We start from the raw sequence: 16,347 nt of genomic DNA, 5'->3' as shown, positions 1-16,347 counted from the left end.
TCCTGGCTACCCGCGGGTGCCGCACCTTGGCCGCCCATGCTTGCACCTGGACGGGCCCGCGCCCCTGGCTGTCTGGTCGCCGTCCATTGGAGGCCAGTCTGCGGCCTGCGCCGGCGTCGCAGCCCCTGTGGTGGCTCGCCCGGATGGGTGGCGTCCCTCGGCAGTTCGTTGCGTTTGTCGGGTCCCGTCAGAGGGGGGTGTGGAGGAGGGTGAGGGTGGTGGCGATGTGGGTGGGGAGGGCGGTGAGGCGGTGGAGGGGGGCCTCGACGGGGGAGAGGGCGTCGGACCAGGGGGCGGTCTGGCGGATGAGGGTGCGGGCCTCGTTCTTGGTGAGGGCGCCGTCCTGGGCGCGGGCGGCGGCGATGAGGCCCTCGCGCCAGGAGTTGGCGAGCTTGGCGTGCCCGTTGTCCAGGATGCGCCGCAGGAGCAGCCCCTCGGGGTCGGCGGGGAGGGGTCGGCGGGTGGCGTGCAGGACGGTGCCGGAGGCGGTGAAGTCGTAGACCGGCGCGAGGGCGGCGGGGATGGCGGGCGGGGCGGCGAGGTGGACCTCGACGTGGGCGGCGCGGGTGGCGAGCAGGAGGCGGGGGAGCGCCGCCTCCAGCCCGGCCGGGACGGCGATCGCCACGTGCTCGACGGCGGCGGCGTACGGCTTGGCGAGCCAGGTGGAGAGCTTGACCCGGGTGTGGGGCAGCGAGGCCGGCCAGTCGCCGACGAGGAGGTCGGCGGGGCCCTCGGGCTGGGCGGGGGCGCCGGCGGCGGGGGCGGACTCGACGGACTGGGGGCCCTGGGTGTAGATGGCGGTGGCGGCGCGGTCGAGGCGGGCCGCGGCGGCGGGCCGGGTGCGGGTGGTGGGCCGCAGGATGTACAGGTCGGCGGCTGACCCGATGGCTTCCGCGCCGAAATAGCGGTTGAAGTCGGGATAGATGGCCTCGTAGGCGAGGTTGAGGGCCGACAGCGCGTTCTGCACCTTGAGGGCCAGCGCCGGGGTCCGCTCGCTGGCCCCGTACGCGAGCAGGACGCGCCCGTCGTCCTTGACGCCCTCGACGGCGCGGGCGACGAACAGGCCGATGCCCTCCGGCGTGTAGGGCGGGTCGGTGATGGCCAGGTCGTGGTCGCGGGCGGAGGCGGGCAGGGTGAGGCGCAGGTCGGCCCAGCGGGTGCGGACGCCGAGGTCCTGCTCGTCGATGTAGGCCAGGATGCGGTCGTCGACGTCGGCGACCGTGACGTCCGTCTCGGGGTGCACGAGCTTGACGGCGAGCGAGGTCAGGTCGTGGTCGCCGACGCAGAGCAGGCGGGCGCCCGGCAGCCAGAAGCGGGCCCCGAGGAGCAGGGCCCGGCGCAGGATCGTGTCGGGCGTGGCGGCGACGTGGTCGAGCGTGTGGCGGGCGCGCGGCGCGCCGGCGACCAGCTCGCGCAGCCGTTCCAGCACGGCCTCGTAGTGCGGCACCAGGTGGCCGACCGGGTCCTCGGGCGGCGGCGCGACGGCCAGCAGGTCCTGGAAGGCGGGCCGGTGCGTCTCGGCCACGCGGAAGCGGTCGCCGGAGCGCTCCAGGTCCAGGACGCCGAGCAGCGACTCGATCGTCCGCCGTGAGGTCGCGGTGTGCCTGACCAGCGTGGCGAGGGTCCACCACCGGCCGTCGCAGAGCGACGCCAGCGCGTGCCTGAGCCGCCTGCCGTCGACGCCCGCCTCGGCCAGCAGCCGTTCCACCCCGTCGCGTTCCATGCGGGCAACCCTATCGAGGGCTTCCCCGTGTCCAGCCGCACCAACCCGGCGGCACTGATCCGGCGGGGCCGTGTCCGGAATGCGGGGGAGCCAGAAGCCCCCGCTGTTCCGGGGTTTGGGACATCTCCGCTCGCATACCGGGATGTCATGAATGTTCGCACTGTGGATGCGGTGGGCACCATTCGGGCAGCGTGCGGTAACCTCTATCCACGATATGCAGCAGGGCCAACGTCGTCCCCGCCTGTGGAGCAGTCCAAGACAGACGAAGACGACGGGAGGGATTCAATGCCTGCTGCCCACCTCGGGTTCCCCGAGCCCCAGGGCCTCTACCACCCCGCCAACGAGCACGATGCCTGCGGCGTCGCCATGGTGGCCGACGTGCACGGCCGCCGGGAGCACGGGATCGTGGTCAAGGCGCTGACGGCGCTGTGCAATCTCGATCACCGGGGGGCCAAGGGTAGCGAGCCGGACACCGGCGACGGAGCCGGCATCCTGACGCAGATCCCCGATGAGCTCTACCGCGCGGTGGTGCCGTTCGCGCTGCCGGAGGCGGGCCGCTACGCCACGGGCGTGGCCTTCCTGCCGATCGACCCCGAGGCGCGCCGGATCGCCACCGGCATGATCGAGGAGATCGCCGCCGAGGAGGGCCTGACCGTGCTCGGCTGGCGCGACGTGCCGGTCGACCGCGACCTGCCCGGCCCGAGCGCCAGGGCGGTCATGCCGCACTTCGGCCAGCTGTTCGTGGCCGCGCCCGGCGGCGAGGCCGGGATCGGCCTGGACCGGCTGGCGTTCTGCCTGCGCAAGCGTGCCGAGCACGAGGTCGACGTCTACTTCCCCTCGCTGTCGGCCCGTACGGTGGTCTACAAGGGGATGCTCACGCCCGACCAGGTCGAGCCGTTCTTCCCCGACCTGTCGGACGAGCGTTACGCCACCGCGATCGCGCTGGTGCACTCGCGCTTCTCGACCAACACGTTCCCGAGCTGGCCGCTGGCCCACCCCTACCGCTACATCGCGCACAACGGCGAGATCAACACGGTACGGGGCAACCGCAACTGGATGCGGGCCCGCGAGGCCATGCTGGAGTCGGGGCTCATCCCCGGCGACCTGCAGCGGCTCTTCCCGATCTGCGACCCGGACGCCAGCGACACCGCCTCCTTCGACGAGGTGCTGGAGCTGCTGCACATCGGCGGGCGCAGCCTGCCGCACGCGGTGCTCATGATGATCCCGGAGGCGTGGGAGAACCACACCGAGATGGACCCGGCGCGCCGGGCCTTCTACGAGTTCCACTCCTCGATGATGGAGGCGTGGGACGGCCCGGCGTCGATCACGTTCACCGACGGCACGCTGGCCGGCGCCGTGCTCGACCGCAACGGCCTGCGTCCCGGCCGGTTCTGGGTGACCGCCGACGGCCTGGTCGTGCTCGCCTCCGAGGCGGGCGTGCTGGACTTCGCGCCGGAGGACGTGGTCCGCAAGGGCCGCCTGCAGCCCGGCCGCATGTTCCTCATCGACACCGCCCGCGGCAAGATCATCGAGGACGACGAGATCAAGGCCGAGCTCGCCGCCGCGCTGCCGTACGCCGACTGGCTGCACGCCGGGCTGGTCCGCTTCGAGGAGCTGCCCGCGCGGCAGCGGGAGATCCCCACCCACGAGGCGCTGGTCAGGAGGCAGCAGACCTTCGGCTACACCGAGGAGGAGCTGCGGATCATCCTGTCGCCGATGGCCCGCACCGGCGCCGAGCCGATCGGCTCGATGGGCACCGACACGCCCGTGGCGGTGCTGAGCGAGAAGCCCAGGCTGCTGTTCGACTACTTCACGCAGTTGTTCGCCCAGGTCACGAACCCGCCGCTGGACGCCATCCGGGAGGAGCTGGTCACCAGCCTGGCCAGCGTGCTCGGCCCCGAGGGCAACCTGCTCGACCCGGGCCCGGCCTCCTGCCGGCAGCTCGTGCTGCCCTACCCGGTGATCGACAACGACGAGCTCGCAAAGATCATCCACATCAACGACGAGCACGACCTGCCCGGGTTCCACCCGCATGTGGTCTCCGGCCTCTACCAGGTGGCGGGCGGCGGCCAGACGCTGCTGTCGCGGCTGGAGGAGATCAAGGCCGAGGTGTCGCAGGCCATCGCCGACGGCGCCCGGATCATCGTGCTGTCCGACCGGGGCTCCTCCGACAGCCTGGCGCCGATCCCGTCGCTGCTGCTGACCGGGGCCGTGCACCACCACCTGATCCAGGAGAAGACCCGTACCAAGATCGGCCTGGTCATCGAGACCGGCGAGGCCCGCGAGTGCCACCACATGGCGCTGCTCATCGGCTACGGCGCCGGCGCGGTCAACCCGTATCTCGCGATCGAGACCGTCGAGGACCTGGTCGAGACCGGGGTGCTGGAGCTCGACAAGCGCAAGGCCGTGCGCAACCTGATCAAGGCGTACGGCAAGGGCGTCATCAAGGTCATGTCCAAGATGGGCGTGTCCACCGTGGCCTCCTACACCGGCGCGCAGATCTTCGAGGCGCTCGGGCTCAGCCGGCAGGTCATCGACTCCTGCTTCACCGGCACCACCTCGCGCCTGGGCGGCGTCGGCTTCGACGTGCTGGCCCGCGAGACGGCCGAGCGGCACCGGCACGCGTACCCGAGGGCCGCCAACGCGCACCGCAGGCTGCAGGTCGGCGGCGAGTACCAGTGGCGGCGCGAGGGCGAGCCGCACCTGTTCAACCCCGAGACCGTCTTCAAGCTGCAGCACGCCACCCGCACCCGGCGCTACGAGATCTTCAAGGAGTACACCGAGCTGGTGGACTCCCAGGCCGAGCGGCTGATGACGCTGCGCGGCCTGTTCAAGCTGCGCAAGGGCAACCCGATCCCGATCGACGAGGTCGAGCCGGTCTCGGAGATCGTCAAGCGGTTCTCCACGGGCGCGATGTCGTACGGCTCGATCTCGGTCGAGGCGCACGAGACGCTCGCGATCGCGATGAACCGGCTGGGCGGCAAGTCCAACACCGGCGAGGGCGGGGAGGACCCCGAGCGGCTGTACGACGCCACGCGCCGGTCGGCGATCAAGCAGGTGGCCTCCGGCAGGTTCGGCGTCACCAGCGAGTACCTGGTCAACGCGGCCGACCTGCAGATCAAGATGGCGCAGGGCGCCAAGCCCGGCGAGGGCGGCCAGCTCCCCGGCCACAAGGTCTACCCGTGGATCGCCAAGACCCGCCACTCCACGCCCGGCGTCGGCCTCATCTCGCCGCCGCCGCACCACGACATCTACTCGATCGAGGACCTCGCCCAGCTCATCCACGACCTGAAGAACTCCAACCCGGCCGCCCGCGTGCACGTCAAGCTCGTGGCCGAGGTCGGCGTCGGCACGGTCGCGGCGGGCGTGTCCAAGGCGCACGCCGACGTGGTGCTCATCTCCGGCCACGACGGCGGCACCGGCGCCTCCCCGCTGACGAGCCTCAAGCACGCCGGCGCGCCGTGGGAGCTCGGCCTGGCCGAGACCCAGCAGACGCTGCTGCTGAACAACCTGCGCGACCGCATCGTCGTGCAGGTCGACGGCCAGCTCAAGACCGGCCGCGACGTGGTCATCGCCGCGCTGCTGGGGGCCGAGGAGTACGGGTTCGCCACCGCGCCGCTGGTCGTGTCCGGCTGCGTGATGATGCGCGTGTGCCACCTCGACACCTGCCCGGTCGGCGTCGCCACGCAGAACCCGGAGCTGCGCAAGCGCTTCGCCGGCAAGCCGGAGTTCGTGGTCAACTTCTTCGAGTTCATCGCCGAGGAGATCCGCGAGTACCTGGCCGAGCTGGGCTTCCGCTCGCTGGACGAGGCCATCGGGCACGTCGAGATGCTCGACGTGAGCGCGGCCGAGCACCACTGGAAGGCCGGCGGCCTGGACCTGTCGCCGATCCTGCACCGCCCGGAGCTGCCCGAGGGCACCCCGCTGCGGCGCACGGTCGAGCAGGACCACGGCCTGCGGCACGCGCTGGACAACACGCTCATCCAGCTCGCCGAGGGCGCGCTCAACGACGGCACCCCGGTCACGCTGGAGCTGCCGATCCGCAACGTGAACCGGACCGTCGGCACCATGCTCGGCTACCAGGTCACCAAGCGCTACGGCGGCGCCGGGCTGCCCGACAACACGATCGACATCTCCTTCACCGGGTCGGCGGGCAACTCGTTCGGCGCGTTCGTGCCGCGCGGCATCACGCTGCGGCTGACCGGCGACGCCAACGACTATCTCGGCAAGGGCCTGTCGGGCGGGCGGATCACGCTCCGGCCGCACGAGTCGGCCCCGCTGGACGGCCACATCATCGCCGGCAACGTCGCCCTGTACGGGGCCACGTCCGGCGAGGTGTTCATCCGCGGCGTCGTCGGCGAGCGGTTCTGCGTCCGCAACTCGGGCGCGACCGCGGTCGTCGAGGGCGTCGGCGACCACGGCTGCGAGTACATGACCGGCGGCCGGGCGGTCGTCCTCGGCCCCACCGGGCGCAACTTCGCGGCGGGCATGTCGGGCGGCGTCGCCTACCTGCTCGACCTGCGGCCGGAGCGCGTCAACCGGGAGATGGTGGCCGTCGAGGCGCTCACCGCCGAGGACGCCGACTTCCTCAAGGAGACGGTGGAGCAGCACTTCGCCGAGACCGGCTCCCCGGTGGCCAAGCAGCTGCTGGCCGACTGGGACGCCGCGCTCGGCAGGTTCGGCAAGATCATGCCGACCGACTACAAGCGGGTCATGCAGGCCGCCGAGGCCGCCCGCATCGAAGGCAGGGACATCGACGAGGCCGTCATGGCGGCCGCGGTCCAGGGTTAAGGAGGCGTACCGCATGGCCGACCCCAAGGGTTTCCTCACGCACGACCGCGAGCTGCCGGCGCGCCGCCCCGTGGACGTCCGCATCGGCGACTGGCAGGAGGTCTACCAGGACTTCCCGCAGGAGAAGCTGACCAAGCAGGCGTCGCGCTGCATGGACTGCGGCATCCCGTTCTGCCACAACGGCTGCCCGCTGGGCAACCTCATCCCGGAGTGGAACGACCTCGTCCACCGCACCGACTGGCGGGAGGCGATCGAGCGGCTGCACGCCACGAACAACTTCCCGGAGTTCACCGGCAGGCTCTGCCCGGCTCCGTGCGAGGCGGCGTGCGTGCTCGGCGTCAACTCCGACCCGGTGACGATCAAGCGGGTCGAGGTCGAGATCATCGACCGGGCGTTCGACGAGGGCTGGGTCGTCCCGCAGCCCCAGTCGACGCGCACCGGCAAGAGGGTCGCGGTCGTCGGCTCCGGCCCGGCCGGGCTGGCCGCCGCCCAGCAGCTCACCCGCGCCGGCCACGACGTGGTGGTGTACGAGCGGGCCGACCGCATCGGCGGGCTGCTGCGCTACGGCATCCCCGAGTTCAAGATGGAGAAGCGGCACATCGACCGGCGCCTGGCCCAGATGCGGGCCGAGGGCACCGAGTTCCGCACCGGCGTGGACGTGGGCGTCGACATCACGGCCGCGGAGCTGCGCGAGCAGTACGACGCGGTGGTGCTGTCGGGCGGCGCCACGGCCTGGCGTGACCTGCCGGTGGCCGGGCGCGACCTCAAGGGCGTCTACCAGGCGATGGAGTACCTGCCGCTGTCCAACAAGGTCCAGGAGGGCGACTACGCGGTCTCGCCCGTCTCGGCCGAGGGCAAGCACGTCGTGGTGATCGGCGGCGGCGACACCGGCGCCGACTGCATCGGCACGGCGATCCGGCAGGGCGCGGCCTCCGTCACCCAGCTGGAGATCATGCCGAGGCCGCCGGCCTCGCGGCCCGGCAGCCAGCCGTGGCCGACGTTCCCCCTGCTGTTCAAGGTGGAGAGCGCGCACGAGGAGCTGGCCGACGCCGGTGGTGAGCGCGTGTACGCGGTCTCCACCACCGAGTTCACCGGCGACGCCGACGGCAACGTGCGCGGGCTGCGCCTGGTCGAGGTCGAGGGCCCGCAGAACGGCTTCAAGCCGATCCCGGGCACCGAGCGGGAGATCCCCGCCGAGCTGGTCACGCTGTCGATGGGCTTCCTCGGCCCGGAGAAGGGCGCGCTGCTCCAGGACCTGGCCGAGCTGGCCGGCGACGGCTTCTACGACGCCCGTGGCAACGTCGCGCGGGACAGGACGTACATGTCCAAGGTCGACGGCGTGTTCGTGGCCGGTGACATGGGGCGCGGGCAGTCGCTGATCGTGTGGGCGATCGCCGAGGGGCGTGCCGCCGCCAGCGGCGTCGACCGCTACCTCACCGGCGAGACGGCGCTGCCGTACCCGATCCTGCCGACGGCCCGCCCGCTGGTGTAGGTCGTTCCGCGAACGCCCGTCCCCATCGGGGGCGGGCGTTCGGCGTCGAGTTGCATCACCCGGTCAGTGTCGGGAAGATGCAGTTTCTGGGGGAGTGCGGGGGATGGAGGAAATATGCGAAGAATCGCCTCCGGCTTCGCGGCCCTGGCCACGGTGACGGCGCTGGCCGGCTGCTCACCCACGGGCGCCGCCGCGGGACCCGCCACCGACTACCTCGTCTTCTACGCCGAGGGCGGGCAGGCCGGCGCGCTCGACCGCATCGGCGCCGCCGGAGGCACCGCCGTCCTCACCGAACCCAAGCTCGGGTACGTGCTCGCCCGCGCCTCCGGGACGCGGTTCGCCGAGAGCGTCGGCGCGGACCCGGCCGTCGTCGGCGTCTCCGCCGACCGCCGCATCGGCCACGCCCCGTCGGCCGCCACCGTGCACGGCCCTGCCAAGAAGGCCTTCCCCGACGCCTCCGCCTTCACCGGCGACGGCGAGAGCGCCGGCGACCCCCTCTCCCCCCGCCAGTGGGACATGATGATGATCGGCGCCGACCGCGCCCGCGCCAAGGCCCCCGGCAGCGACAAGGTCCTCGTCGGCGTCATCGACACCGGCATCGACGGCAGCCACCCCGACATCGCCGCCAACTTCAACCGCGAGCTCAGCCGCAACTTCGTCACCGACAAGCCCGAGGACGAGAACGGCGAGACGCTCGACGGCCCCTGCGAGGCCGACGACTGCAAGGACCCCGTCGACCGCGACGACGACGGCCACGGCACCCACGTCGCCAGCACCATCGCCTCCCCGGCCAACGGCATCGGCGTCATCGGCGTCGCCCCGCGCGTGCAGCTCGTCAACATCCGCGCCGGCCAGGACTCCGGCTTCTTCTTCCTCAAGCCCAGCCTCGACGCCCTCACCTACGCCGGCGACATCGGCGTCGACGTCGTCAACATGAGCTACTACGTCGACCCGTGGCTGTTCAACTGCCGCGACAACCCCTCCGACAGCGAGAAGGAACGCCTCGAACAGCGCGCCATCATCACCGGCATGCAGCGCGCCCTCGACTACGCCCGCGGCAAGGGCGTCACGCTGATCTCCGCGCTCGGCAACGGCTCCACCGACCTCGGCCGCCCCAAGACCGACAAGGTCAGCCCCGGCTACCCGCGCGGCGGCGAACGCGTCCGCGAGGTCGACAACTCCTGCCTCAACGTGCCCGCCGAGTCCGAAGGCGTCATCTCCGTCGCCGCCGTCGGCCCGTCGGGCCGCAAGGCCATCTACAGCGACTACGGCATCGAGCAGGCCGACGTGGCCGCCCCCGGCGGCGACACGCTCGACGGCAAGGACGCCTCGCCCACCCGCTCCATCCTCGCCGCCGCGCCCGAGGCGATGCTGCGCGCCAAGGGCCGCATCGACAGGGACGGCAAGCCCCGCGGCACCGACGTCGTCCGCGACTGCACCCGGCGCCCCTGCTTCTACTACCAGTATCTCGACGGCACCTCCATGGCCGCGCCGCACGCCACCGGCGTCGCCGCCATCCTCATCAGCCGCTTCGGCAAGCCCGGCCCCGGCGGCCTCACGCTGGCGCCCGGCACCGTCGAGCGCTACCTGTACGAGACCGCCACGGACAAGCCCTGCCCGACGCCGCGCGCGTACGTCTACAAGGTGTACGGCGAGAGCACCACCCACGTGTGCGAGGGCGACACCGCGCACAACGGGTTCTTCGGCAGGGGCATCGTCAACGCGTGGGAGGCGGCGACCTTCGAGCCATGATCTACCGCCTCGTCGCGGAACTGGCGATGGCGGCGCACTTCGCCTTCCTCGTCTACATGGTGGTGGGCGGCTTCCTGGCCTGGCGCTGGAGGCGTACCATCTGGGTGCACCTCGCCGTCGCCGGCTGGGGGCTGCTGTCGGTCGTCACCGGCGTCGAATGCCCGCTCACCCTGGTCGAGGACTGGGGGCGGCGCAACGCCGGGCTCGCCGGGCTGCCCGCGAGCGGCTTCATCGACCACTACATCGAGGGCGTCATCTATCCGGAGGAATACACGAACTTGGCACGCCTGCTGGTCGCCGTTGCCGTCCTGTTCTCCTATGTCGGGTACGTTCTCCGTCGTCAGTGACTGCCAAGTGGTCTGTACCAATTAAGGTAGGACTCGTGACTCGTCGCGCGAAAATCGTCTGCACCCTAGGCCCCGCCACATCCTCTCCCGAACGCCTGCGCGAGCTCATCGCCGCCGGCATGGACGTGGCACGGTTCAACCTCAGCCATGGCAATCATGACATGCACAGAGAGGTCTACGACCGGGTCAGGGAGGTGGCGGCCGAACTCGGCCGCGGCGTAGGCCTGCTCGCCGACCTGCAAGGCCCCAAGATCCGCGTCGGCAGGTTCGAGGAGGGCCCGGTCCGCCTCGGCTTCGGCGACGTCTTCACCATCACCGCCGAGGACGTGCCCGGCGACCGCGACCAGGTGTCGACCACCTACAAGGGGCTGCCGGGCGACGTGCGCCCCGGCGACACCATCCTCGTCGACGACGGCCGCCTCGTCCTGGAGGCCACCCGCGTCGACGGCGAGCGGGTCATCACCCGCGTCGTCATCGGCGGCATGATCTCCGACAACAAGGGCCTCAACCTCCCCGGCATCAACGTCAGCGCCCCCGCGCTCACCGACAAGGACGAGGCCGACCTGCGCTGGGCGCTGCGCACCGGCTTCGACATGATCGCCCTGTCGTTCGTCCGCCGTCCCTCCGACGCCGACGTGGTGCGCAACATCATGGAGCAGGAGGCCGTCCGCCTCCCGCTGCTCGCCAAGATCGAGAAGCCGCAGGCCGTCGAACGCCTCCCCGAGATCGTCGAGGCCTTCGACGGCATCATGGTCGCCCGCGGCGACCTCGGCGTCGAGCTGCCCCTGGAGCAGGTCCCGATCGTCCAGCGCCGCATCATCGAGCTGTGCCGCGAGAAGGCCCGCCCGGTCATCGTCGCCACCCAGATGCTCGACTCGATGATGAACGCGCCGCGCCCCACCCGCGCCGAGGCCTCCGACGTCGCCTACGCCGTCATGGACGGCGCCGACGCCGTCATGCTCTCCGGCGAGACCTCCGTGGGCAACTACCCGATCGAGGCGGTCTCCACCATGGACCGCATCGCCTGCGCCGCCGAGAAGTCCTCGCTGCACGCCACCCACACCCTGGAGCGCATGCCCGAGACCACCGGCGGGGCCATCGCCCGCGCCGCGGCCGAGGTCGGCGCCATCGTCGGCGCCAAGGCGCTGGTCGCCTTCACCATGTCGGGCGAGACCGCGCGCCGCCTGGCCCGCTACCGCTCCCCGATCCCGCTGCTCGCCTTCACCTCCGCCGCCCACGTGCGCGGCCAGCTCTCGCTCACCTGGGGCGTCGAGACCTTCCAGGTGCCGTTCGTGCACCACACCGACGACATGGTCCGCCAGGTCGAGGCGTCGCTGCTGTCGCTCGGCCGGCTGGAGAAGGGCGACAAGGTCGTCATCGTCGCCGGCTCGCCTCCCGGCACCCCCGGCTCCACCAACGCCCTGCGCGTCCACACCATCGGCTCCGCGGTGTCCCACACCCACTGACCGCCCGAGCCGGCACGAGAAGGCGGAAAGAGCCACCGGCCCTTTCCGCCTTCATCCGTCTCGTCCCTGCTCGCCCGTGCTCGCCCGTGCCCGGCCGCCGGGCTAGTTCGCGTGCAGGGCCGCGTTCAGCTCCACGCCGCCGCCCTTGCGCGGCAGCGCCTCCACCGCGCCCGACTGCGAGTTGCGGCGCAGCAGCACCCCGTCGGAGCCCGACAGCTCCATCGCCTTCACCACGCGCCCGTCGGGCAGCGTCACCCGCGTGCCCGCCGTCACGTAAAGACCGGCCTCCACCACGCAGTCGTCACCCAGCGAGATGCCCAGGCCCGCGTTGGCGCCCACCAGGCAGCGCTCGCCGACCGAGATCACCTGCTTGCCGCCGCCCGACAGCGTGCCCATGATCGACGCGCCGCCGCCCACGTCGGAGTCCGCGCCCACGACCACCCCGGCCGAGATCCGGCCCTCCACCATGGCCGTGCCCAGCGTGCCCGCGTTAAAGTTCACGAACCCCTCGTGCATCACCGTCGTGCCGCTCGCCAGGTGCGCGCCCAGCCGCACCCGGTCGGCGTCGGCGATCCGCACCCCCGAAGGCACCACGTAGTCGACCATCCTCGGGAACTTGTCCACCCCGTAGACCGTCACCACGCCCCGCGCCCGCAGCCGCAGCCGCGTCCGCTCGAACCCCTCCACGGCGCACGGCCCGAAGTTCGTCCACACCACGTTGGCGAGCTTGCCGAACACCCCCTCCAGGCTCAGCCCGTGCGGCCGCACCAGCCGGTGCGACAGCAGGTGCAGCCGCAGATAGGCGTCATGCGCGTCGGCGGGCGGCTCGGACAGCTTGGCGATGCCGGTGCGCACCGCCACCACCTCGACCCCGCGCGCCTCGTCCGGGCCGACCAGCGCGGCCAGCTCGCCCGCCTCGCCGGCGGGCAGCCGCTCGGTGCCGGTGACGGGCGGCTCGCCCAGCTCGGGAGCGGGGAACCAGGTGTCGAGTACGGTGCCGTCGGAGGCGACGGTGGCCAGCCCGACGCCGTACGCGCCGGTCACGGTGGGATCGATAGCAGTCACGTGCCACAAAATACCGCGATCCGCGGCCCGGCCCCGCCCCAGCGCGCCGGGCCGCGACCGCTCAGAGCGCGCCCAGATCCGCCGACAGCCAGTGCTCGGGGCGCATCCGGAACGTCACCAGGGCGTTCAGGTCCGAGCCCTCCACATAGCCCGCCACGGCCTCGGCGGGCAGGTAGCGGGCCGCGATCCGGGTCAGCTGCGCCAGCGTCGTCGGCCCCTGCGCCACGACCGGCCCCTCCACCGACACGTACCGATAGGTGGGGCTCGTCCGCTGCACCAGCAACGTGAACCGGCCCGCCTTCGCGATCAGCCGGGCCTTGACCGAATCGGCCCCCGTCAGGAACTCCACCGCCCCGCCCGGCTCGTAGTCGTACCAGACCGGCACGTTCAGCGGAGCCCGCCCCGGCCCGGCGTCGACGGCCACACCCGCGATGTGCGACTCGGCCAGGAACTTCTCCCGCTCCTGCGCGCTCAACCCCACCAGACCCACCTCCACGGTCACACTCAAGATCAACCTTGGTATTCCCCGCCGTCCCCGGTCAAACGTCCCATAACCGACGTCGCCCCCGCAGTCTTTACCGATCCTTGACCTCGGACTCAGTACTTGGGCCCCACATGCAGATCGAGCAGCGCGACCGCCTCCCGCCGGGCCACCGACAGCTCGTTGTGCTTGTTGTGGCGCCACGCCACCCCCAGCACGTCGAGCGCCCGGCCGCAGAGAGCCAGGATGTCGCGCGACTCGTTCCTGAACAGATAGCGCGGATAGGCATAGCAGCGCTCCCCGTGGCGCACCCGGTTGACGCCCCGGTAGCCGTCGGAGTGCATCAGCCCCCGCACGAACAGCCCGGGATGCGTGTCGACGATCTCCTGCTGCCAGCCCTCGAGCGTGATCGGACGCTGGTGCTTCAGCCCCGGCCCGTGCTGGGGGAACAGGCATGGCCAGTGCTTGGAGTAGCTCTTCACCTCGGTGCAGCCGCGGCGCCGGCGGCGGCTGACGGCCGACTGCGGCATGACCCGCGCCATCACCTGGGCGGTCTCCTCGATCAGGCCGGGCCAGGCGTCGTCGCACTGCACGGCCAGCTGGTAGACGGCCCTGCGGCAGCGCACGATGTGGCCGTCGCCCAGGTAGAGGCCCAGGAGGTGGGCATAGGACGGCAGGTCGAGACGCTGGCCATGGCAGCGTGGGCAGGTGGAGCGGCGTGACTGCTCCAGGGCCCGGTCCGTGCTCGCCCGCCACCGGCGCAGGCTGCTGACGGAGACGCCGCATCGCGCCGCTATGTGCCGATCGGACAAGCCCTGGGCCGAGAGCCGAAGAGCCAGGGCCACGGTCTCGCGGGAGTGCATGCGGTGAGTATGCGTGACGTCATCGACAGTTTCTGGGGGAGTGCCGGAAGCGGGATTCGAACCCGCACGCCCTTTCGAGCAGACGCTTTTGAGGCGTCAGTGTCTGCCATTCCACCATTCCGGCATATTTCCGGACTTGTCCGGAGCTTGTCGTGCCTCACCTCTGATGGAGACCAACGGAGGGTGCCGACGTCGCTCTAATCTACCGGACATCGGTACTCTTCTGCTCGTGAGTACGCAGCGGCGAGTGGTGATCGCGGAAGACGAGGCGCTGATCCGCCTCGATCTCAAGGAGATGCTCCAGGAGGACGGCTACGTCGTCGTGGGGGAGGCCGGTGACGGGGAGCAGGCGATCCAGCTGGCCACGGATCTGCGGCCGGACCTGGTGATCCTGGACGTCAAGATGCCGGTGCTCGACGGCATCTCGGCGGCCGAGCGGATCGTGGCGGAGCGGATCGCGCCCTGCCTGATCCTCACCGCGTTCTCGCAGCGTGACCTGGTCGAGCGGGCCAGGGACGCGGGGGCGATGGCCTATCTGGTCAAGCCGTTCACCAAGGCGGACCTGGTGCCGGCGATCGAGATGGCGGTGAGCCGGCACGAGGAGTTGGTGGCGCTGACCGCCGAGGTGTCGAGCCTGTCGGAGCGGCTGGAGACGCGCAAGCTGGTCGAGCGGGCCAAGGGGCAGCTGATGGCCCAGCACGGGTGGACCGAGCCGCAGGCGTTCCGGTGGATCCAGAAGGCGTCGATGGATCGCCGGTTGAGCATGCGTGAGGTTGCCCAGATCGTTATAGACGACGCGGCCGAGCGCTCGCAGTAGGGCACATATCAGGATATTTCGCGGCATGGGTTGTGATGCGGTCACGGATGGGCATCCAACCGGCCTCGGCGGCTATCGCGTGAGGTGTCCCGGCACTTCTGATGGGCGGACGGAAGCTCCCCTCATCACGAACGGAGACGCTTGCGATGATCCGCATTCTTCGCGCGCCCGCCGCCGTCACCGCGGCGTGCCTGGCGCTGGCGGCCTGTGGCGGCGGCACGACCCCCGGACCGGGCGCCGGATCGACCGGCGGACCGGCCGCCGGGGCGCAGTCCCAGGCCCCGAGCCGTCAGGGTGACGGGACGCTGACGATCGGCACCGTGCTGCCGCAGACGGGCACGCTGGCGTACCTGGGCCCGCCGGAGTTCGCCGGGGTCGACCTGGCGGTCAAGGAGATCAACGAGGCCGGCGGCGTGCTGGGCAGGCCGGTGGAGAAGATCCACACCGACTCGGGTGACACGACGACGAACATCGCCGCGCAGTCGGCGGACAAGCTGCTGGGGCAGAAGGTGGACGCGATCATCGGCGCGGCGTCGTCGTCGGTGTCGGAGTCGATCGTCGACAAGATCACCCGCGCCGGGGTCATCCAGTTCTCGCCGGCGAACACGTCCGACAAGTTCACCACGATCAAGGACGACGGCCTGTACTTCCGCACGGCCCCGCCGGACAAGCTGCAGGGGCGGGTGCTGGCCGATCTGGTGGTGTCGGACGGGCACGCGACGGTGGGCATCCTGGCGATGCAGGACTCGTACGGCTCCGGCCTGGCCGACCAGTTCACCAGGACGGCCGAGGAGGCGGGCGGCCAGGTGGTGGAGCGGGTGGACTACGACCCGAAGGCGGCGGACTTCGCGGCGGACGTGGCGAAGATCAAGGCCAAGAGCCCGCAGGCGATCGTGCTGATCGGCTTCCAGGAGACGGCCAAGGTGGTGCAGGAGCTGGTCAAGCAGGGGCTGACGGCGGACCGGCACCAGTGGTACATGGTCGACGGCAACATGTCGAACACGAACTTCCTGCGGGCGCCCCGGGGGACCCTGGAGGGGGTCAAGGGCACGATCCCGGGGGCGTCGGCCCCGGAGGCGTTCCAGAAGCGGCTGCTGGCGGTGGACCCGGACCTGACGGAGTTCACGTACGCGGCGGAGTCGTACGACGCGGCGAACCTGATCGCGCTGGCGGCGCTGGCGGCGGGCGACGACGCGGGGCGGCCGGCGGCGGCGAAGCTGGTCGAGGTGAGCCGGGGCGGCGAGAAGTGCCAGGACTTCGCGAGCTGCGCGGCGCTGCTGAAGGCGGGCAAGGACGTCGATTACGACGGGGTGAGCGGTCCGGTGGATTTCACGGACGAGGGTGATCCGTCGGTGGCGACCATCGGGGTGTATCAGTACGGGCCGGACAACAAGTTCGACGCGGGCAAGGCGACCGAATACCGCAAGGGAAACATCGCCGGCTGATCGGCACGGACCTGATGTCCGAAACGTCCGTGCTCGGGGCGGGCGTTTCGGACATCACGAATTAGCATAAAGTTCGCACAACAACCTCCCTTTTTCGTCGTTCGC

11 protein-coding genes and 1 tRNA gene are annotated in these 16,347 nt (G+C 71.3%); 7 read left to right on the top strand and 5 right to left on the bottom strand.

Translation table 11 applies throughout. The annotated features are described in order from the left end of the window. Positions 1-187: 187 nt before the first annotated feature. Positions 188-1,723, bottom strand: a complete 1,536-nt coding sequence (locus ACWDXC_RS23375; protein ID WP_449985292.1) for a bis-aminopropyl spermidine synthase family protein — start codon at positions 1,721-1,723, stop codon at positions 188-190. A 285-nt stretch (positions 1,724-2,008) separates the two neighbouring features. Here ACWDXC_RS23375 and gltB point away from each other — a divergent pair, with 285 nt between their 5' ends. The 5 genes from gltB to pyk all read left to right on the top strand — a co-directional run bounded on the left by gltB (position 2,009) and on the right by pyk (position 11,571). Further along, the gene (gene gltB, locus ACWDXC_RS23370; RefSeq protein WP_449985290.1) at positions 2,009-6,514 is read left to right on the top strand and encodes a glutamate synthase large subunit; all 4,506 of its coding nucleotides are present in this window, start codon (positions 2,009-2,011) and stop codon (positions 6,512-6,514) included. A 13-nt stretch (positions 6,515-6,527) separates the two neighbouring features. Next, a complete protein-coding gene (locus tag ACWDXC_RS23365) occupies positions 6,528-8,006 on the top strand; it encodes a glutamate synthase subunit beta (protein WP_449985287.1) in 1,479 nt (492 codons plus the stop codon). A gap of 114 nt (positions 8,007-8,120) precedes the next feature. After that, positions 8,121-9,758 (top strand): S8 family peptidase, encoded by a 1,638-nt coding sequence (locus ACWDXC_RS23360; protein WP_449985285.1) that lies wholly within the window; start codon positions 8,121-8,123, stop codon positions 9,756-9,758. Further along, complete coding sequence (locus ACWDXC_RS23355) at positions 9,755-10,105, top strand: DUF2784 domain-containing protein (RefSeq protein WP_449985282.1); 351 nt, start codon at positions 9,755-9,757, stop codon at positions 10,103-10,105. Before ACWDXC_RS23360 ends, ACWDXC_RS23355 begins: the two co-directional genes overlap by 4 nt. A gap of 35 nt (positions 10,106-10,140) precedes the next feature. Then, positions 10,141-11,571: a pyruvate kinase gene (gene pyk, locus ACWDXC_RS23350; protein ID WP_219502484.1), complete on the top strand. Its 1,431-nt coding sequence runs from the start codon at positions 10,141-10,143 to the stop codon at positions 11,569-11,571. A 102-nt stretch (positions 11,572-11,673) separates the two neighbouring features. On the opposite strand, the gene dapD is transcribed toward pyk, so the two are convergent. From dapD to ACWDXC_RS23330, 4 genes are all read right to left on the bottom strand, one after another. Then, complete coding sequence (gene dapD / locus ACWDXC_RS23345) at positions 11,674-12,636, bottom strand: 2,3,4,5-tetrahydropyridine-2,6-dicarboxylate N-succinyltransferase (protein WP_219502487.1); 963 nt, start codon at positions 12,634-12,636, stop codon at positions 11,674-11,676. A 61-nt stretch (positions 12,637-12,697) separates the two neighbouring features. Then, on the bottom strand, positions 12,698-13,138 hold the full coding sequence (locus tag ACWDXC_RS23340; protein WP_308125680.1) for a pyridoxamine 5'-phosphate oxidase family protein: 441 nt from the start codon (positions 13,136-13,138) through the stop codon (positions 12,698-12,700). 95 nt (positions 13,139-13,233) lie between these two features. Continuing rightward, entirely contained in the window at positions 13,234-13,980 is a 747-nt protein-coding gene (locus ACWDXC_RS23335) for a helix-turn-helix domain-containing protein (RefSeq protein WP_449985278.1), read from the bottom strand. Between the two features lie 41 nt (positions 13,981-14,021). Then, positions 14,022-14,104: transfer RNA gene (locus tag ACWDXC_RS23330), tRNA-Leu, on the bottom strand. A gap of 105 nt (positions 14,105-14,209) precedes the next feature. Here ACWDXC_RS23330 and ACWDXC_RS23325 point away from each other — a divergent pair. Both ACWDXC_RS23325 and ACWDXC_RS23320 read left to right on the top strand, forming a co-directional pair. After that, positions 14,210-14,797 carry an ANTAR domain-containing response regulator gene (locus ACWDXC_RS23325; protein WP_449985275.1) on the top strand — a complete coding sequence of 196 codons (588 nt, stop codon included), beginning with the start codon at positions 14,210-14,212 and terminating at the stop codon, positions 14,795-14,797. 146 nt (positions 14,798-14,943) lie between these two features. After that, the gene (locus tag ACWDXC_RS23320) at positions 14,944-16,242 is read left to right on the top strand and encodes an ABC transporter substrate-binding protein (protein WP_449985272.1); all 1,299 of its coding nucleotides are present in this window, start codon (positions 14,944-14,946) and stop codon (positions 16,240-16,242) included. Positions 16,243-16,347 lie beyond the last annotated feature (105 nt).

The organism is Nonomuraea sp. NPDC003214 (genome assembly GCF_053590035.1).
This window is presented reverse-complemented; position numbering and strand designations above follow the sequence as displayed.

Coding starts and splice junctions, on each gene's coding strand:
- ACWDXC_RS23320 (WP_449985272.1), top strand. CDS start 14,944: ATGATCCGCATTCTTCGCGCGCCCGCCGCCGTCACCGCGGCGTGCCTG.
- gltB (WP_449985290.1), top strand. CDS start 2,009: ATGCCTGCTGCCCACCTCGGGTTCCCCGAGCCCCAGGGCCTCTACCAC.
- ACWDXC_RS23335 (WP_449985278.1), bottom strand. CDS start 13,980: ATGCACTCCCGCGAGACCGTGGCCCTGGCTCTTCGGCTCTCGGCCCAG.
- ACWDXC_RS23365 (WP_449985287.1), top strand. CDS start 6,528: ATGGCCGACCCCAAGGGTTTCCTCACGCACGACCGCGAGCTGCCGGCG.
- ACWDXC_RS23375 (WP_449985292.1), bottom strand. CDS start 1,723: ATGGAACGCGACGGGGTGGAACGGCTGCTGGCCGAGGCGGGCGTCGAC.
- ACWDXC_RS23360 (WP_449985285.1), top strand. CDS start 8,121: ATGCGAAGAATCGCCTCCGGCTTCGCGGCCCTGGCCACGGTGACGGCG.
- ACWDXC_RS23355 (WP_449985282.1), top strand. CDS start 9,755: ATGATCTACCGCCTCGTCGCGGAACTGGCGATGGCGGCGCACTTCGCC.